At 70.1% G+C, this 17283-nt stretch carries 17 protein-coding genes; 13 read left to right on the top strand and 4 right to left on the bottom strand.

All coding sequences use genetic code 11. The annotated features are described in order from the left end of the window. The first annotated feature begins 4 nt into the window (after window positions 1–4). Window positions 5–649: a CoA transferase subunit B gene (locus AB0L71_RS08200; protein WP_365239495.1), complete on the top strand. Its 645-nt coding sequence runs from the start codon at window positions 5–7 to the stop codon at window positions 647–649. 242 nt (window positions 650–891) lie between these two features. Then, on the top strand, window positions 892–1500 hold the full coding sequence (locus AB0L71_RS08195) for a DUF4232 domain-containing protein (RefSeq protein WP_365239493.1): 609 nt from the start codon (window positions 892–894) through the stop codon (window positions 1498–1500). A 35-nt stretch (window positions 1501–1535) separates the two neighbouring features. Here the strand turns inward: AB0L71_RS08195 and AB0L71_RS08190 are convergent, their stop codons facing one another. After that, the gene (locus AB0L71_RS08190) at window positions 1536–2339 is read right to left on the bottom strand and encodes a methyltransferase domain-containing protein (protein ID WP_365239490.1); all 804 of its coding nucleotides are present in this window, start codon (window positions 2337–2339) and stop codon (window positions 1536–1538) included. A gap of 352 nt (window positions 2340–2691) precedes the next feature. Further along, on the bottom strand, window positions 2692–3357 hold the full coding sequence (locus AB0L71_RS08185; protein ID WP_365239488.1) for a hypothetical protein: 666 nt from the start codon (window positions 3355–3357) through the stop codon (window positions 2692–2694). Between the two features lie 258 nt (window positions 3358–3615). On the opposite strand from AB0L71_RS08185, the gene AB0L71_RS08180 reads away from it, so the two are divergent. From AB0L71_RS08180 to AB0L71_RS08130, 11 genes are all read left to right on the top strand, one after another. Next, a complete protein-coding gene (locus AB0L71_RS08180; RefSeq protein ID WP_365239485.1) occupies window positions 3616–3912 on the top strand; it encodes a hypothetical protein in 297 nt (98 codons plus the stop codon). Window positions 3913–4106: 194 nt separating this feature from the next. Further along, window positions 4107–5903 (top strand): iron ABC transporter permease, encoded by a 1797-nt coding sequence (locus AB0L71_RS08175; protein ID WP_365239482.1) that lies wholly within the window; start codon window positions 4107–4109, stop codon window positions 5901–5903. Beyond that, window positions 5900–7048: an ABC transporter ATP-binding protein gene (locus tag AB0L71_RS08170; RefSeq protein WP_365239479.1), complete on the top strand. Its 1149-nt coding sequence runs from the start codon at window positions 5900–5902 to the stop codon at window positions 7046–7048. Before AB0L71_RS08175 ends, AB0L71_RS08170 begins: the two co-directional genes overlap by 4 nt. Window positions 7049–7338: 290 nt before the next feature. Next, window positions 7339–8385, top strand: a complete 1047-nt coding sequence (locus tag AB0L71_RS08165; protein WP_365239476.1) for an extracellular solute-binding protein — start codon at window positions 7339–7341, stop codon at window positions 8383–8385. Between the two features lie 70 nt (window positions 8386–8455). Continuing rightward, window positions 8456–10069, top strand: coding sequence for a bifunctional 3-(3-hydroxy-phenyl)propionate/3-hydroxycinnamic acid hydroxylase (locus AB0L71_RS08160; RefSeq protein ID WP_365239474.1), 1614 nt, complete (start codon window positions 8456–8458; stop codon window positions 10067–10069). Window positions 10070–10124: 55 nt separating this feature from the next. Further along, on the top strand, window positions 10125–11069 hold the full coding sequence (locus AB0L71_RS08155) for a 2,3-dihydroxyphenylpropionate 1,2-dioxygenase (RefSeq protein WP_365239472.1): 945 nt from the start codon (window positions 10125–10127) through the stop codon (window positions 11067–11069). A gap of 20 nt (window positions 11070–11089) precedes the next feature. Further along, window positions 11090–11941, top strand: coding sequence for an alpha/beta fold hydrolase (locus AB0L71_RS08150; RefSeq protein WP_365239469.1), 852 nt, complete (start codon window positions 11090–11092; stop codon window positions 11939–11941). 98 nt (window positions 11942–12039) lie between these two features. Then, window positions 12040–12831, top strand: coding sequence for an IclR family transcriptional regulator C-terminal domain-containing protein (locus AB0L71_RS08145; RefSeq protein ID WP_365239467.1), 792 nt, complete (start codon window positions 12040–12042; stop codon window positions 12829–12831). Window positions 12832–12872: 41 nt separating this feature from the next. Next, window positions 12873–13658: a 2-oxo-hept-4-ene-1,7-dioate hydratase gene (hpaH, locus tag AB0L71_RS08140; RefSeq protein ID WP_365239464.1), complete on the top strand. Its 786-nt coding sequence runs from the start codon at window positions 12873–12875 to the stop codon at window positions 13656–13658. Continuing rightward, window positions 13655–14434: an HpcH/HpaI aldolase/citrate lyase family protein gene (locus AB0L71_RS08135; RefSeq protein ID WP_365239462.1), complete on the top strand. Its 780-nt coding sequence runs from the start codon at window positions 13655–13657 to the stop codon at window positions 14432–14434. The genes hpaH and AB0L71_RS08135 overlap by 4 nt, the downstream gene beginning before the upstream one ends. A gap of 146 nt (window positions 14435–14580) precedes the next feature. Beyond that, window positions 14581–15216, top strand: a complete 636-nt coding sequence (locus AB0L71_RS08130; RefSeq protein ID WP_365239460.1) for a helix-turn-helix domain-containing protein — start codon at window positions 14581–14583, stop codon at window positions 15214–15216. 85 nt (window positions 15217–15301) lie between these two features. Here AB0L71_RS08130 and AB0L71_RS08125 read toward each other — a convergent pair whose 3' ends face one another. Then, window positions 15302–16288, bottom strand: coding sequence for an ABC transporter substrate-binding protein (locus AB0L71_RS08125; RefSeq protein ID WP_365239457.1), 987 nt, complete (start codon window positions 16286–16288; stop codon window positions 15302–15304). A gap of 36 nt (window positions 16289–16324) precedes the next feature. Further along, window positions 16325–17200: an alpha/beta hydrolase gene (locus tag AB0L71_RS08120; RefSeq protein ID WP_365239454.1), complete on the bottom strand. Its 876-nt coding sequence runs from the start codon at window positions 17198–17200 to the stop codon at window positions 16325–16327. Window positions 17201–17283 lie beyond the last annotated feature (83 nt).

Below are 17283 nucleotides of genomic sequence, written 5' to 3'. Positions count from 1 at the left end.
ACGCATGAGCTGGACCCGTGAGCAGATGGCCGCACGCGCGGCCCGGGAACTCGAGGACGGCGACTACGTCAACCTCGGCATCGGGCTCCCGACACTCATCCCGAACCACGTCCCCGACGACGTGGAGCTGGTGCTGCAGTCGGAGAACGGCATCCTCGGCACGGGCCGCTACCCGACCGAGGACGAGGTCGACCCCGACCTCGTCAACGCCGGCAAGGAGACCGTGACGGTACGCCGTGGCGCGAGCTTCTTCGACTCGGCGCTGTCCTTCGGGATGATCCGCGGCGGCAAGATCGACGCGGCCGTCCTGGGCGCGATGCAGGTGTCCGCCACCGGCGACATCGCCAACTGGATGATCCCCGGAAAGATGGTCAAGGGCATGGGCGGGGCGATGGACCTGGTCCACGGTGCCAGGAAGGTCGTCGTCCTGATGGAGCATGTGGCACGGGACGGCACGTTCAAGATCGTCGAGGAGTGTTCCCTGCCCTACACCGGCAGGGGCGTCGTCCAGCGGATCATCACCGATCTGTGCGTCCTGGACGTCACCCCCGACGGCCTGCGCCTGGTCGAACTCGCCCCGGACGTCACCGCCGAGGAGGTCCGGGCCAGCACCGGACCGGCGGTGCTCGATCCGTGCACCGTCGGCTGAGCGCGAGCACGACGTGAGCCGTCCCGGCCGCTGCCGGGACGGCTCGGGCTCACCCCTCGGGCGCCCCGCCCCGCTCCGACTCGCACGGTCCTGGATGATTCAAAAGGTGCGGGAGCGAGCAGGCGGGAACCATGGACTCCACTGTGCGACCCCCCACCCCACCGTCCGCACGTTCCTTCCGTCCGCGCACCCGCGGCCCCGCCGGGAGCAGGCGCGGGCTTTGCCGGTACGCCCTCGTCCCGGTGGCGGTCGTGGCCCTCGCCGCGGGCGCCGTCGGCTGCAAGGACAAGGACTCCCCCTCGGCCGTCTCCACGGGATCGACCGGCCCGGCCGCCGAGAGCACCGCACCGGGTGCGCCCATCGCGCCGGGCGAACCGGATCCCGCCGGCACCGCCACCCCGAGCGCCTCGGCCGTCACGCCCGCCACGTCCGCCCCGGCCACCGGCAGCGGTCCGGGGCGCTGCACGACCAAGGCGCTCTCCATGAGCCTGAAGCAGGGCGACACGGGCGCGGGCCAGGTCCACTACCGGCTCACGCTGGTGAACAAGTCCTCGGCCTCCTGCACCCTGACCGGCTTCCCCGGGGTCTCCCTGATCAGGCGCGACGGCAGCGTGATCGGCGAACCCGCCGAACGCGAGGGCGCCGCCGGCCGGACCACCGTCATCAAGGCCGGAGACTCGGCCGAGGTCACCCTGCACACCCTCAACCGAGGGATCAAGGGCTCGGGGTGCTGGGACCGGCCCGACTATCTCCGGGTCTACCCGCCCGGTTCCCGGGAGGCGCTGACCCTGGCCAACCCCCAACTCCTCGTCTGCGGCGACCTGTTCACGACGACAGCAGTGAGCGGCTGACGGAACGGCGCCCGCCCGGCACCGTCAGGACGGTGTTACGGGCGGCGTCCCCACGCGGAGATCATCGGCGCGGTGGCCAGATCGAGGCGCCCGGTGGCGACGTTTGCCAGATGGCGGTCGATCTCCTCGTCGGTGGCGAGCCCCTCCGCCACCAGACGACCGCGGATCTGCCGCACGGTCGCGGCCTCGAGAACGGTGCAGGCCGGCGAGGTGATCGGGAAGTACGCGTCGGCCTGAACGTCGTCGAGCCCGGCCTCACGCAGCAGCCGGGGCAGCGTCCGGCCGTACGCGAGATCCGCGCCACGTGCCGCCATCAAGGCGCGGAAGCCGGATCGCAGCCGGTTCGCGAGCTGCTGCTCAGGACCGGACTCGTCCGGGCAGAGCAGCGGCTGCAGCCCCGGGTCGGCGTCCTCCAGGAGCAGCCAACCACCGGGCCGCAGCGCCTGAACCATCCGCCGCAGCGCCTCGGCACGGTCGGCGACGTGCACCAGCACGAGCCGGGCGTGCACCAGGTCGAAGCCGCCGGGCGGCGGCGCGTCGGCCGCCACGTCGTGCCGCAGCACGTCGATCACGCCACCGTCGACGTCCCGGGTCCAGGACACGTCGATATCGGTGGCGACCACCCGACCTCCCGGGCCGACCCGCTCGGCCAGCCCGAGGGGTACGGAGGTGCCACCGGCACCGACCTCCCAGCACCGCATGCCGGCCCCGATGCCCAGTCGGTCGACGTGCCGGAACGTCACGGGGTCGAAAAGCTCGGCGAAGGCCTGGAAGCGGATCCCCGCCTCGGACTGGCTGTTGTCCAGCAGGTAGCCGCGGGAAGCGTCGTGGTCGGCCATACGGCGATTCTGGCAGACGGGCGCGGGGCGGGTCTGAGCCCCGTACAGCTGGTCCTGCGGAAGCCCGCCCTACTCGCTTCTTTCCTGGAACGGCAGACCGGGCATCCCGCAGCGCACCCCCGCCGTCATCGCACCGGCGCTGGACGCTCTCGCGGCAGGCTAACCATCCTGACAGCGCGTCAGGAGGACGCGTCGACCGCGGCGGTCGCCCCCTGGGGCGCTGCGGAGCCAGACGCCTCGGCCGCGTGGACCGGAGCACTACGGCCGACCAGTCGGCACCCGAAGCAGTGCGCATGCGCGATGGCGCGGGCCGCCCGGCCGAGTAGGTGCTGAGATTCGGTGGTGTCGGCGATCAGCCGCCGTGGAGCCCCCACTCGTCGAGGCCGCCGTAGACGTGGGCTTCAAGGCATCGCGGAGCGTCCATGCCGACAGCCTCGCCTCGGTAGAGGGCGATGAGCGAGTCCTTGCCCCGCCACCAGGTGTCCGTTACGCCCTGTACTTCGGGCACCGGCTCGAAGCCGACGAGGTCCAATGCTTCGACGGCCTTCCCCTTGATCCTTGTCACGGTCTTGGCCCAGCGACCGGCATGGGCGGCGAGCGCCAAGGACTCCACCCATCCGTCTGTGCTGGCATGCAGCGGTGTCCAGCGGTAGGCATCTATCCCGAATGCGCCGTCGGAGCCGATCATGAATCCGTAGGCCATGGACACCCGACAGCTCCCCGCCGGAAACAACCAGCCCTCAGCGGCCGAGCCCTCGGGACAGTCGGCGCCCAGGATGTGCGGACCGCCCTCGTAGAACGGGGCAGGCGGCAGCGCGAGACCGCCCCAACGGTCCTGGAAGGCCGTGGCCCGGTCGATCTCCACGGCCGGGACCCCGTGCTCGATCCACCTCTCTCGGCGCCGCCCGAAGCCCTGCCGAGGAACACGAACGCCGTCCACCTCGACGAACCTTCTGGCCCGGTCGGTCAGGCCGGCAGGCGCGACTGGGATGGGCGATACGGGAGTGGCGGCCGTCATGGTGCCGGAGTCTAGTGGCGGGGTTCGCTCGTGCCTTGGGTGTCAGCCGTCGCGACCAGATGTCATCTATCGCGACCAGTCACAACGGCCGGGCCCGACGCGGCCCACGACCAGAGTGACCGTACGCGATGACTGCCAGTCGAGACAGCACGACACAACGAGAGGGCAACGAAGCTCCTTACGACACAAGCGGTCCTGGACGACCGCCCGTACCGACGACCTCCGTTGCCCACACTGGAAGTCCATCGCCATCTCTGCGTGACCTGCCCGAACGCCAACTTCCCGACCTTGGGGAACTTCGCCGTCGATGGCACCTCAGCGGGCGGACAGGGCTTCGCCAAGGAGGAGGCCCCGGCCAGAGCCGAGGTCCACCCGCAGGACTCGGACAAGTCATCCTCCCGACACGTCTCCGAGGAGCAACTCCTCTGGATACGGGGCATGTTGGCCGCTACGTCCAGCATGAGCGGGGCCCGTGTCCTGATGCGCGAATGCCGCCGGGACAACGATGTCCTCCCAGCAAGGAAGACGAACCAGCCCTGTACGAACCCGACCTGACGGGAACCCGCGACCAGCCACTGCTGGACCCACCCTGCCGCCGGACGCACGCCCATTACAGCAATCCCCTTTCGGAAACAAGGGATTGACGGGCCAGAAACCGCCTCTTAATGTCACCCTCAGTACGGATGACGTACCCCCCGTACGGTATGCGTACAGCTCCGTACAGCTGCGACTGTTCGAGGAGGACCACGATGAGCAGCACGGCCACAGACGCGGCCACGGGCAGAAGGGCCGTTCCCGGCGCAGTCCTGGTACGGCACCTCCCCCGGTTGATCGGCGCCGTCGTCTTCACCTGGCTGTTTGTCTGGCCTCTGGTGATGTTGGTGTACGGGGCGTTCAGGACGTCTCCGATCGGGGCGAGCCCGAGCTGGACGATGGAGGGCGTCACCCGGGTGTTCACCGCTCCCGAAACATGGAGCGCCCTCGCCACCTCCCTGGTGTACGCGCTGGTCATCACCTTCTTCGCGATGGCGATCGCGATCTTCTTCGCGACCGTCAGCACCCGCTTCGACGTTCCGCTCCGCCGCTGGATCACTCCGGCGATGATGGTGATCGTCGCGATGCCGACCGTGCTCTACGCCCTGGCGTGGGCCATGCTCGGCGCCGGGGAGTCGGGGCTGATCCACAAGTCGCTGTCCGCGATGGGCCTCGGCTCGCTGGCTCCGCTGCTGGAGACCCGCAGCTGGTTCGGGCTCATCGTGGTCACGGCGCTGAAGGCGGGCGCACTGGCCTACCTGGTCGTCGTCGGCGCCTTCCGCAACCGCAACGCCGCCCTGGAGGAGGCCGCCCGGATCAGCGGGGCCTCGGGAGGGCGGGCCTTCTTCGGTATCGAACTGCCCGCGCTGATGCCCGCGATCCTCGCCGCCGCCCTGTACGTCTTCGTGAAGGGGCTGGAGGCCTTCGAGACGCCCGCGATGCTCGGGGTGCCCGCCGGCATCGAGGTCTACTCGACCCACATCTACGACTACCTGCGCGGCGGGCTGCGGCCGGACTACGCCGCCGCCTCGGTGGCCTCGCTGGTGATCGTGCTGATCCTGGCGGCCCTGGTCACCCTGCAGTGGCGGCTGACCGGCGGCGGACGGTCCTACTCCTCCGTCGGCGGACGTGCCAAGGCCGGAGGCCTGCGGCCGGCGGGCCGGGCCCGGACCCCGCTCACCGTGGCGATCGTCCTGTTCCTGCTGGTGGGCCTCGCGATCCCCACCGTCCAGATCGTCCTCAGCGCCTTCCAGCCGTACCTCGGTGTCTCGACGCTGACCACGGCCAACATCGAGGCCCTGCTCGCGAACGACGCCGTGGTCAAGGCGCTGCAGAGCACCCTCGCCGTGTCGGCGATCGGCGGCGCGCTGGCGGTCCTGCTCGGCTTCGTCATCGCCTACGCCTTCGTGCGGATGCGATCGGCGGCAGGCAGGTTCGTCCAGATCGCCTCGTGGGTTCCCGCCGCCATGCCCGGCCTCGTCCTGGGGCTGGCCCTGCTGTGGTCCGTGCTCACCACGCCCGGCGGCAGCAGCCTGTACGGCACGATCTGGGTGCTCGTCATCGGCCTGGCCGTGGCGACCGCACCGCTGGCCACCCGCACCCTGGAGGGTCCGCTCTCCCAGATCGGGGTCGAACTGGAGGAAGCGGCCCGGGTGTTCGGCGGAAGCCCGTTGCGCGCCATCGGCATGGTGACCGCACGCATCCTGTCGCCGAGCCTGCTCTCGGCCTGGTTCCTGGTCGGCATCACGATGTCCGGAATCCTCGACGTACCGATCCTGCTGGGTTCCACCGACACCCAGCTGATCGCGACCGTCAGCTTCTCCTACTACAACAACGGCGAACCGGTGATGGCCTCGGCCCTCTACGTCGTCTTCACCGCCTGCCTGGCCGCGCTGGCCCTCGCCCTCACTGCCCTCGGCGCCCTCATCCGACTGGCGCTGCCAAGGGCCCGGTCCGGGGGCGCGGCGACCCCCGCCACCCACTCCAACTCCGAGAAGGAGCACGTTCGATGACTGGGATCTCCGTCAGGGGTGTCACCAAGTCCTTCGGCGCCAAGACCGTCCTGGACGGGGTCGACCTCGAGGTCGCCGACGGCGAGTTCGTCTGCCTGCTCGGCCCGTCGGGCTGCGGCAAGAGCACCCTGCTGCGCTCCATAGCCGGCCTCGAGAGCCCCACGTCGGGCAGCATCCGCCTGGGTGACGAGCCGGTGTACGACAGCGCGCGAAGGCTGAACCTGCCGCCCGAGAAGCGCGAGCTGGGCATGGTGTTCCAGAGCTTCGCCCTGTGGCCCCACAAGACCGTGTTCGACAACGTCGCCTACCCGCTGAAGCGGCAGCGGGTCGAGCGCCGCGAGATCGCCGAACGCACCCGTGAGGCGCTTTCGATGGTCGGTCTGCTCGACTTCGCCGACTCCTACCCCGGCACCCTGTCCGGCGGGCAGCAGCAGCGTGTGTCGCTGGCCCGCGCCGTGGTCGGCCGGCCCCGCCTGCTCCTGCTGGACGAACCGCTGTCGAGCCTCGACACCAACCTGCGGTCCCAGATGCGCCGCGAGATCCGCCGCATCCAGCAGCACCTCGGTGCCACCGCGCTGTACGTGACGCACGACAAGGAGGACGCGGGAGGTCTCGCCGACCGCATCGCGGTGCTGCAGCAGGGCACCATCGTGCAGCAGGGCCCGCCGCGCGAGGTGTTCGTCCGGCCCCGTACGGCCTTCGTCAGCGAGTTCGTCGGGTTCGACAACTTCCTGCGCGGCACGGTCACCGAGACCCATAACGGAAGGTGCACCGTGGAGCTGTCCGGGGGCGGAAACCGTCTGCGGGCGGCCGTCGACCGCCCGGTCACCCCGGGCGACCGGGTCACTGTCGCGGTCCGCTCCCGGCTGGTCCGCGTCCACCCCGAGGGCCAGGAGACCGACACCGGCAACGTCTTCCGCGGCACGGTGCGGTCCAAGTCGCACCTCGGCGACGACGTGGAGATCGTGGTGTCCGACGGCACCACCGAGATCGTCGCCCGGGTACGTCCCGGATACGCCGACGAGGTGACCGTCGGCGAACCGGCCCTGGCGGCGCCGCCGGAGGGCGCGTCGGTGGTCGTCGCGGTGGGCGAGGAGGACCGGAACCAGCCCGCGTCCACCGCCCCCGCCCCGGCAGCGGCCTGAAACCGGCCGTCCCGCGGCACCGGCCCGGGCTGCCCCGGCACCGTGCGTCCCGTCCGCAGCACGATGTCCGGCTCGCCGAGGCCGGCCGCGGAACGCCGCTCCTCGGGACGTTCCCTCCCCCGTCCGCAGGTGCCGCACCCCCGGGCTCCTGCTCCCCGCTCCCCCGCATCCCGCTGGCCGGGGCGGCGGCCTCCCCCACCGCCGCCCCTTCCCCCCTGGACACCAGCCGGGAACATCGCTCCCCCGGCTTCCCACCCCCGCATCCCGACCGCACGAAAGGCCACACCGCCATGAGAAGAAAGCACCTCGCCGTCACGGCCGCCCTGTTCTCCGCGTGCCTCACCCTGACGGCGTGCGGCGGCTCGGGCTCCGCCCCTGAGGTGGCGGACGCCTCCTCGCTCACCGAGCTGTACGACGCGGCCAAGAAGGAGGGCGAGATCCTGGTCTACGGCCCGACCGAGGACCTCTACGCCAAGGTGTACAAGGAGTTCGAGGCCGCCTACCCCGGCATCAAGGTGAAGACCACGGACATCTTCGGCGCCGAGCTCGACTCCCGGCTCGAAGGAGAGCTGGTCGCCAGCGGGTTCAAGGCGGACCTGCTGCACATCGGCGTCTCCGACATGGAGCGCTATGCCGCCGCCGACTACCTGTCGGCGTTCCGGCCCGTCGAGGCGGACGCGCTGGAGGACACCTACCGCGGCAAGGACGATCTGTGGAACGTCCCCTCCCAGCACCTCTACGCCACCGTCTACAACACCAAGTCCCTCAAGGCGGCGGACGTCCCGCACACCTGGGCCGAACTCGGCGCCCCGGGATGGAAGGCCAAGCAGGGCATCTCCAACCCGTCCATCAGCGGCGCCACCCCGCAGGTCCTGTCCGCCGCCCTGGAGGCGGGGGTCATCGACGAGAAGTGGCTGGACGACTACGCCGGCAAGGTCAAGCCCAAGGTCTTCCCCAGCGTCGCCACCGCTCTGCAGGCGGTCACCACCGGTGAGACCCAGGCGTCGCTGGTGGCCGGATACGGCACCTACATGCGGCAGAAGGCCGCCGGAGCCCCCCTCGGCTACGCGGTCATGGAGGACGGCGGCTACATGTCGGACGTGGCCTACGGCGCCCTCGACAGCAGCCCGCACCCCAACGCCGCCCGCCTGCTGGTGAGCTGGATGTTCACCGAGGAGGGCCAGACGTCCGTGGCCGAGCACATCTACGAGTTCGGCACCATGCCCGGCGCCCCGGAGCCCGAAGGGGCCGAGGAACTGGGTGAGTTCAAAGCCATCACGTACCCCGGTGCGGAGCGCTACGAGAAGAGCCTCGCGCTGCTCGGCAAGAAGTTCTGACCACGCGTAACCAGCGTAATCAGCGGATCGACAGGCAGAAATGGAAGACATCGCACCCATGGACGACATCGTGAGAACGCAGGTACTCGTCGTCGGCGCCGGCCCGTGCGGCACCACGATCGCCAACCTGCTCGGCGTGTACGGCATCGAGAGCCTGCTCGTCGACAAGGCTCCCGAGGTGGTCGACTTCCCCCGTGGCGTCGGAGTGGACGACGAGTCGTTGCGCGTCTTCCAGTCGGCGGGACTGGGCGAGACCGTGCACGCAGACATGATCCAGAACCAGTTGCTGCGGTACTTCGACTCCTCCGGCCGTTATCTGGTGGAGATCGCGCCCTCCGCGCAGCCCTTCGGCTGGCCCCGGCGCAACTCCTTCCTCCAACCCATGCTGGAGAAGAAGCTGCGCGCGGGACTGGACCGCTTCACCCACGTCGGCCTGCGCGTCTCGACGGAACTGCTGTCGCTGACGCAGGACGACGAGGGGGTCACCGCGCAGATGCGCGACGCCTCGGGCAAGGAGTGCACCGTCCGGGCGGACTACGTCGTCGGCGCGGACGGCGGCCGCAGCACCGTCCGCAAGCTGGCCGGAGCCACCCTCGAAGGTTCTACCCTCGGGGCCCGCTGGCTGGTCGTCGACCTGAAGGACTCCGCACTGCACGCGCCCTACGCCGGCAACTACATCAGCAGCACCCGCCCCCATGTGTCGATCGACCTGCCCTTCGGCTACCGGCGCTTCGAGTTCCGGCTCGCCGACCACGAGACCGACGAGGAGATGCTCAAGCCGGAGGCGGTCGAGCGCCTGATCCGCAAGCACTTCGACTGGGACGGTCCGATGCCGGGCCTGGAACGCGGCCGCATCTACCAGCACCACTCCCGCGTCGCCGACCGCTTCCGCACCGGCCGGGTCTTCCTGGCGGGCGACGCGGCCCACCTCCAGCCGCCGTGGTTCGGCCAGGGCATGAACTCGGGCATCCGCGACGCGGCCAACGTGGCCTGGAAGCTGGCCGCGGTCCTGGCGCACGGAGCCGACGACCGCATCCTCGACACGTACCACACCGAGCGCCACGGCCACGCCAAGGCGATGGTGGACCTGGCCACGACCCTGGGGAAGGTCTACTCCCCGAAGACGAAGCTCGGCGAACGGGCCCGCTCGCTGCTGCTGCGCGCCAGCGTGCACGTCCCCTCGGCCCGGGACTACATCCTGCAGATGAAGTTCAAACCGATGCCGTTCTACCGCCAGGGCATCGTGGCCCACCGCCGGACGGACAAGGAATCACCGGTCGGCAAGATGTTCATCCAGCCCGCGGTGGAGACCGAGGACGGCACCCGGCTGCGGCTCGACGACGCCGTGGGCCCGTGGTTCGCCGTGATCGGCATCAACACCGACCCCGCCGACCACCTGTCCGAGGAGTCGGCCGCCTACTGGCGATCCCTGGGCGCGCGGCTGGTACGCGTCAACCGTTCCCGGGCCGGGAAGCACCTGCGCAGCGCGGACGCCGACACCCTGCTGCTGGACGACACCGCCGGTGGCTTCCGGGACTGGCACAAGGGTGACCGCTCCCGCGAGATCGTCGTCCTGCGTCCCGACCGCTACCTCGCGGCCACCTGCTCCAGGGACGAACTCGACGGCCTCACCGCGCGGTTCCGCGGCATCGTGCCGGTCCACGAACCGGCGGTACGGACCTGAGAAACGCGCCATCCGGAAACCCGAGGTACCCAGGCATTCGAGAAAAGGCACACGCATGTCGGACATAGTCGGCTTCGCCGCCCTCTCCCACTCCCCCTTCTGGGACGGTTCGTTCCCGGCCAAGAACACCCCCGGTGCCCTCGGCGCCCGGTTCACCACGGCCGCCGCCCGCCTCCGCGGTCTGGTCGCCGACCTCGCGCCCGACGCGGTGGTCGTCTTCGGCCCGGACCACTTCCGCAACTTCTTCCTCGACGTCATGCCGTCCTTCTGCGTCGGCACCGGCGAGATCGTCAGCTGCGGCGACTACGGCACGCACAAGGGCGCGGTACCGCATGCCGAGGGCATCGGCCTGCACATGGCCGAGAGCACCCAGGCAGCCGGCTTCGATCCCGCCTTCTCCGTGCGCATGGGCGTGGACCACGGCATCGTGCAGCCCTACCAGGTGCTGTGGCCCGGTCTCGACGTGCCCATGGTGCCGGTCATGGTCAACTGCAGCGCGGACCCACGGCCCTCCTTCCGCCGCTGCTTCGACTTCGGCCTGGCGGTCGGCGACGCCATCCGTTCCCTGCCCGGCGACCAGCGCGTGCTGGTGCTGGCCTCCGGCGGGCTGTCGCACTGGGTGAAGGCGCTCTCGGTCGAGGACGAAACCCTCGACGCCGGCACCCGCGCCTACCTGGTGGACGGCCGAGACCGGGTCGACGCCTACAGCGCCTCCCGCGAGGCGAGCCTGGCGCAGCGCATCGCGGATGGCCACGAGGGTCCCATCAACGCCGAGTGGGACCACTGGTTCCTGGACCGGCTCGCGGCCGGTGACCACGTGTCGTTGCTGACCATGGACTCACGCCAGGTCGAGGAGATCGCGGGCAACGGGGCCCACGAGGTCCGTGCCTGGCTCGCCGCGTGGGCGGCCTGGGGCGGACCCGTCGAGGTCCTCGGTTACGAGGCGGTGCCGCGCTGGGTCACCGGCATGGGCGTCGTCGCGGGAAGCACACAGCGGTGAACGAGGAAGGAACACGGAACATGGACACACCTGACTACACCACCGATCCCTACTTCGGGCTCGCCGACAGCTGGGCCGAGACGGCGCCCGGCGAGCTGACGCACTATCACGATCTGGGAGAGGGAACGCCGGTCACGTTCCTGCACGGTTCCGGGGCGGGTGTCTCCGCCGCCGCGAACTGGTGGCTGAACCTGTCGGACCTCGCCCGCGAGCACCGCACCGTCGCACTCGATCTGCTGGGCTTCGGCCAGACCCGGCCCGCCCCCGACGCCGCCTACGGCATCGACGCCTGGGTGCGGCACACCGTACGGCTGCTCGACACCCTGGGTATCGAGCGGACCTGGCTGGTCGGCAACTCCCTCGGCGGCTGGGTGGCGTTCCAGATGGCGCTCACCCACCCGGAGCGCATCCTCGGCATCGTCTCCATGGGTACCGGCGGCGCCCCGCGTACCGCCGCGCTCGCCCGCCACGCACGGCCCGAGGTCACCGAAGCGGGCATCCGCAAGGTGCTGAACGAGTTCGTCACCGAGCCGTCGCTGGTCACGGACGACCTCGTCGCCGCCCGCTACACCGCGGCCCGCGCACCGGGCGCCGAGGAACGCTTCGCCAGGGTCATCGAGGCCCGCGACCACGACCGGGTGCACCATCCGCTCGACATCGAGGCGCTGCGCGGGTTCGACCGGCCGGTGCTGCTCGTGCACGGCCGCGACGACACCGTCATCCCGGTGTCCCGCAGCCTGCAGCTCGCCGAGGTGCTTCCCCGGGCCGACCTGCACCTCTACTCCCGGTGCGGTCACTGGAGCCAGGTCGAGAAGGCGCCGCAGTTCAATGCGCTGGTCGCCCAGTTCCTGCGGCTACACTCTGGCGGCTGACCGGCAGACGGACCGTCACGCCGACCACACGCGGCGGACATGTCAGGTCGGGCACCCCACGCCGGCCGAGGACGACAACCCCCGAAGGAGGAGCCAGGATGGCTCGCAACGATCAGGTCGTGCCGATCGCCGAGGGCGACTTCATCCAGTCCCTCGGCAAGGGACTGGCGGTCATCCGCGCCTTCTCGGCCGAGCGCAAGTCGATGACCCTCAGCGAGGTCGCGGCCGTCACCGGCATATCGAAGCCGAGCGCCCGGCGCATCGTCCTGACCCTGCAGTCGCTCGGGTACATGAGCAACACCGACGGCGCCTTCCGTCTGCTGCCGAAGGTGCTCGACCTCGGTTACGCCTACATCTCCTCCTTCGAGCTGCCCGAGATCGCCCAACCACACCTCGACGCACTCAACGAGCAGCTGGGCGAGGTGTGTTCGCTGGGCGTCCTGGACGGCAGTGACGTGATCTACCTCGGGCGTTCCCAGTCCAAACGCGTCATGAGCACCACCATCCGGATCGGTTCGCGCATCGACCCGGTCGCCACCGCCGTGGGGCGCGTGCTGCTTGCCGACCTCCCGGAGGACGAGCTGACGTCCTTCCTGGAGAAGCACTCCTTCGAGGCCTACACCGAACACACCGTGACCGAGCCGGGCCAGGTGCGCGCCCGTCTGGCGCACATCCGCGAGCGCGGCTGGGAACTGGCCGACCAGGAGAAGGAGCTCGGCGTACGCACCATCGCCGCCCCGATCACCGACATCAGCGGCGAAACGGTGGCCGCCGTCAACATCGCCACCAACTACATGCGGGTGCCCATGGACAGGCTGCTGGACGAGTTCCTGACCGCCCTGCTCGACACCGCCGCACGCATCAGGAAGGACCTCGCCGACTACCGGTGAGCCACCCGGCCTTACACGAACCCGGAAAGCGAAACACACCCATGCTCGACTCCGCCCAGCGACAGGCGATCGCCGACGAACTCGCCGAGGCCACCCGCACCCGCACCCCCATACCCCTGCTCAGCGCCCGCTACCCGGAGATGGAGGTCGAGGACTCCTACGCGGTGCAGAACCTGTGGGCCGACCGGCAGATCGCCGCCGGCCGGCGGGTCGTCGGCCGCAAGATCGGGCTCACCTCCAAGGCCATGCAGGCGGCCACCGGCATCACCGAACCCGACTACGGTGTCGTCTTCGACGACATGGTGCTGGAGAACGGCTGCGAGATCCCCTGGGAGCGCTACACCCACCCGCGGATCGAGGTGGAACTCGCCTTCAAGCTCAACGCCGACCTCGACGGGCCGGGTTGCACCATCTTCGACGTTCTCTCCGCGACCGAGTACGTCGTCCCGGCCCTGGAGATCCTCGACTCGCACATCGAGTTGCAGGGCCGCACCATCGTGGACACCATCAGCGACAACGCCGCGATGGGGGCGATGGTGGTCGGCGGCAACCCGGTCAAGCCGGACTCCGTCGACCTGCGCTGGATCGGCGCCCTGTTGTATCGCAACCAGACCGTCGAGGAGACGGGCCTGGCGGCCGGCGTACTCAACCATCCCGCGTCCGGCGTCCACTGGCTGGCCAACAAGCTCGCCCGGCACGGCAGCGGCCTCAAGGCCGGTGACCTGGTCCTCGCCGGCTCCTTCACCCGCCCTGTCCATGTACAGAAGGGCGACACCTTCCTCGCCGACTACGGACCGCTGGGAACGATCACATGCACGTTCGCATGACCCCCGACCCCACCCTCATCGACGCCCTCTTCGCGACCGGCCGGCCGCTGACGGGCATGTGGCTGTGCACCGGCAGCCCCCTGGTCGCCGAGATCTGCGCCGGCTCCGGGATCGACTGGCTCCTCATCGACGCCGAGCACAGCCCCAACGGCCTCGACTCGATCCTTGCCCAACTGCAGGCGGTACGCGGCTATGGCCCCGTCCCGGTCGTGCGGCCGCCGGCCCTCGACACGGTGACCATCAAGCAGTACCTCGACCTCGGCGTGCAGAACCTGATCATCCCCATGGTCGACACCGCCGAGGACGCCGAACGGGCCGTCGCCGCGATGCACTACCCACCCCGCGGCGTCCGGGGCGTGGGCTCGGCCCTCGCCCGCGCCTCCCGTTGGAACGGCATCGACTCCTATCTGCACACGGCCGGCGAGACCTGCTCCCTCACGGTGCAGATCGAGTCCGAGGAGGCCGTGGCGAACGTGGAGGAGATCCTCGCGGTCGACGGAGTCGACGCCGTCTTCGTCGGCCCCTCCGACCTCGCCGCCTCGATGGGCCTGCTGGGCCAGCAGGAACACCCGGACGTGGTGCGGGCCGTCGAGCACTGCCTCCATGCCGCGCGCCGGGCCGGCAAACCCGCGGGCGTCAACGCCTTCAACGAGAAGACGGCCCGGCGCTACCTCACCGCGGGAGCCCGCTTCGTCCTCGTCGGCGCCGACGTCACCCTGCTCGCACAGGGCAGCCGGGCACTCGCCGCACGCCTGGTGGACCGCGAAAACGACTGAAAGCCCAACAGCCCGTGCAACTGCCGGTCACCGTTCGTCCTCAGAGGTGCCGGGCCCTGTGGCCCGGCACCTGACGGTGTACGCTCCCTGTGGTGATTCGGGGAGAGCGGCGACAGTTCATCGCCGCAGGTCTGTGAGGTACTGAGGTGGCCGGCAACCTTCGCGCCGCGCAGAAGGAGTCGACGCGCCGGCTGTTTCTCACGACGGCCCTGCGCCTCTTCACCGAAAAGGGCTACGCGGCGACGACCATCGATGACATCGTCGAGGCCGCCGGAACCGCCCGAGTGACCTTCTACGCGCACTTCCCGTCACGCAGCGACCTCATGCGCACCCTCGTCGACGAGCTCAACAGCTTCCGGTTCGACCCCGCCGACACACCTGGTGAGAGGTCGCACCGGCGGAGCTTGATCACCGTGGTCTCCGAGGGGGACGCGGAGGCCATGGCCGGGTGGCTGCGCATGATCGCGAGCCGCTGGGACGACATCGGTCCGTATCTCAAGGCGGCCCACGACGCGGCGATCGTGGACTCGGAGCTGGGCACTGCGGTCGGCGTGTGGCTCGACGAGGGAAGGTCCGACGTCGTCGAGGGCCTTGGTCTGGCCGGGCGGTTCGACGCGGCCACCCGGCGGGCGCGGGCCGACCTCGCGTTGGCCCTGCTCGACCACGTCGCCCGGAACTGGACCGATGCCCGCTGGGACACCGACCGGGAGCATGCTCTCCAGGTGCTGATCGAGACCTGGGTGTCCCTGCTGGGCATTCCCCAGGGACCCGCACAGGACTGACCGGGCGCCCTGCGAGCACGCAAGAAAGCGGGCTCGGGCCCTCGCACAGTTGCTCAGGCCCTCACCCGCTCGCATGCTTCGTGAATCAGACGAGCGTCGACTCCAGGGTCTCCGGCGCGAACAACTCCTCCGGTTCCAGCGGGCGCGCGGCGAGCCCCTGGTCGTAGGAGTACCGCAGGAAGGTGCGGAGGGTCTCCCTGTTGGGGGCCAGGCCGTAGGGCCAGAAGTCGTTCCCCAGCAGCGACTTGGTGCGGGCGACCTCGTCCAGCAGCCAGGGCAGCATGTACCGCAGGGCCGCCGTCTCCGTGAAGTTCTCCTCGCACAGCCGCTTGGACTCGGTGAACGCGTCGTAGAGCGACCGGGCCAGCCAGCGGTTGCGTTCGTACACCTCACGACGCAGAACCACGACATGCATGATCGGGAAGATGCCGGTCTCGGCGAAGTACTGCTCCTCGGCGGGGCCCGACGGGTCGAACAGCCGCCGTACCCGTCCGTCGCCCGCGGTGAAGCTGTGCGGCTCGCGCGGGGTGTAGACGGCGTCGAGCTCGCCCGCGGCCAGCATCTCGGAGAGGGTCTGCCCCGGGCCGATCGGCTCGACGCGGATCTCCGGAGCCAGGTCGACCTTCAGTTTCTCCGGGCGGCCCGCCTCGTGCAGGCCGCCGGTGCGGTAGGTCACCGACTCCACCGGTACGTCATGCCGGTCGGCGAGGATGCCCCGGATCCACACATTGGCGGTCAGCTGGTACTCGGCGATGCCGACCCGCTTGCCGACGAGGTCCTGCGGCTTCTCGATGCCGGAGGCCGCGGAGACGTAGATGCCGCTGTGCCGGAAGAACCGGGAGGGGAAGACCGGCAGTGCGATGAACGGTGCGTCCCTGGTCAGACTGATCACGTAGCTGGAGAGGGACATCTCGGCGGCGTCGAACTCGCGGAAGCGCGCCATCCGGAAGAAGGTCTCCTCCACCTGTTGCGGCAGGTAGGTGAGGTCCACTCCGGCGGGGCACACGCGGCCGTCCCGCAGCGCCTCCGTGCGGTCGTACCGCTCGCAGGCGAGGGTGATGGGGATACTCAAGGTCGGCTCCTGGGGGGCGTGCGCGGACTGCCGGGCTCAGCGGTTGCCGGTGAGGAACACACCGACGATCCGGTTGAACTGCTCGGGCTGCTCGAACATCGGCCAGTGGCCGGCGTCGTCGATCATGTCGAAGGAGCCGTTCGGCAGCAGTTCGGAGGCGCGTCGGCCGACCTCGGCGGGGGTGGTGGGGTTCTGGTCCGACCACAGCACGAGCGTCTCGTGGGGCAACGCCTTCAGGTCGGTCTCGGTCAGCAGGTACGTGCGGTTGGGTTCGCCGGGCGCCTCGGCGGACATCCGGGGCATGGTGCGGCGGCTGTCGGGGAGGGTGTAGATCCGATAGCGGGTTTCGACCAGTTCGTCGGTCACCGTCTCCGGATGAGCCATCAGCCACTCCAGGCGGGTACGGACGCTCTCCAGGGTCGGCTCGGCCAACGCACGCCGGGTGACCTTCTCGACCTGCCGGCCGACCTCCGCGCTCTCCTCGGCGCGTGCCTCGTCGTCGAGCAGGATGCCCGCGCCGGTGACGTGCACCAGCTTGCCCACCCGGTCGGGGTGGGTCCTGGCGGTGTGCAGCGCGATCCAGCCGCCCAGGCTCTGGCCGACCAGGTCGGCCTTCTCGATGCCGAGTGCGTCCAGGAACGCGATCAGGTGCGCGGTGAACGCGGGGCAGGTGTACTCGACGTCGTCGGGCTTGTCGGTGTATCCGTGGCCGAGGGCGTCGATGGCATGCACGTGCAGGCCCTGCTCGGCGAGGGCCGTGACGTTGCGGGCCCAGCCCTCGACGTGGCCGGTCAGCCCGCCGATCATGACGACGTGGTGGTCTCCGGAGCCGGCTTCCAGAGCGCGCGTGCGCCACGGGCCGGCCTGGTGGAACCTGACTTCGGCGCCGAGTGCGTCGGTCCAGAGGGACATGGTGGTCTTCCTTTCGAGGTGAAGGGCCGCTCGCCGGAGGGAGGCCGAGCGGCGGGGAACGGCGATGTCCGCGACCGGGAAGG

The sequence above is a fragment of the Streptomyces sp. NPDC052052 genome (genome assembly GCF_040680455.1).
In the GTDB taxonomy this organism is placed as follows: Bacteria; Actinomycetota; Actinomycetes; order Streptomycetales; family Streptomycetaceae; genus Streptomyces.
This window is presented reverse-complemented; position numbering and strand designations above follow the sequence as displayed.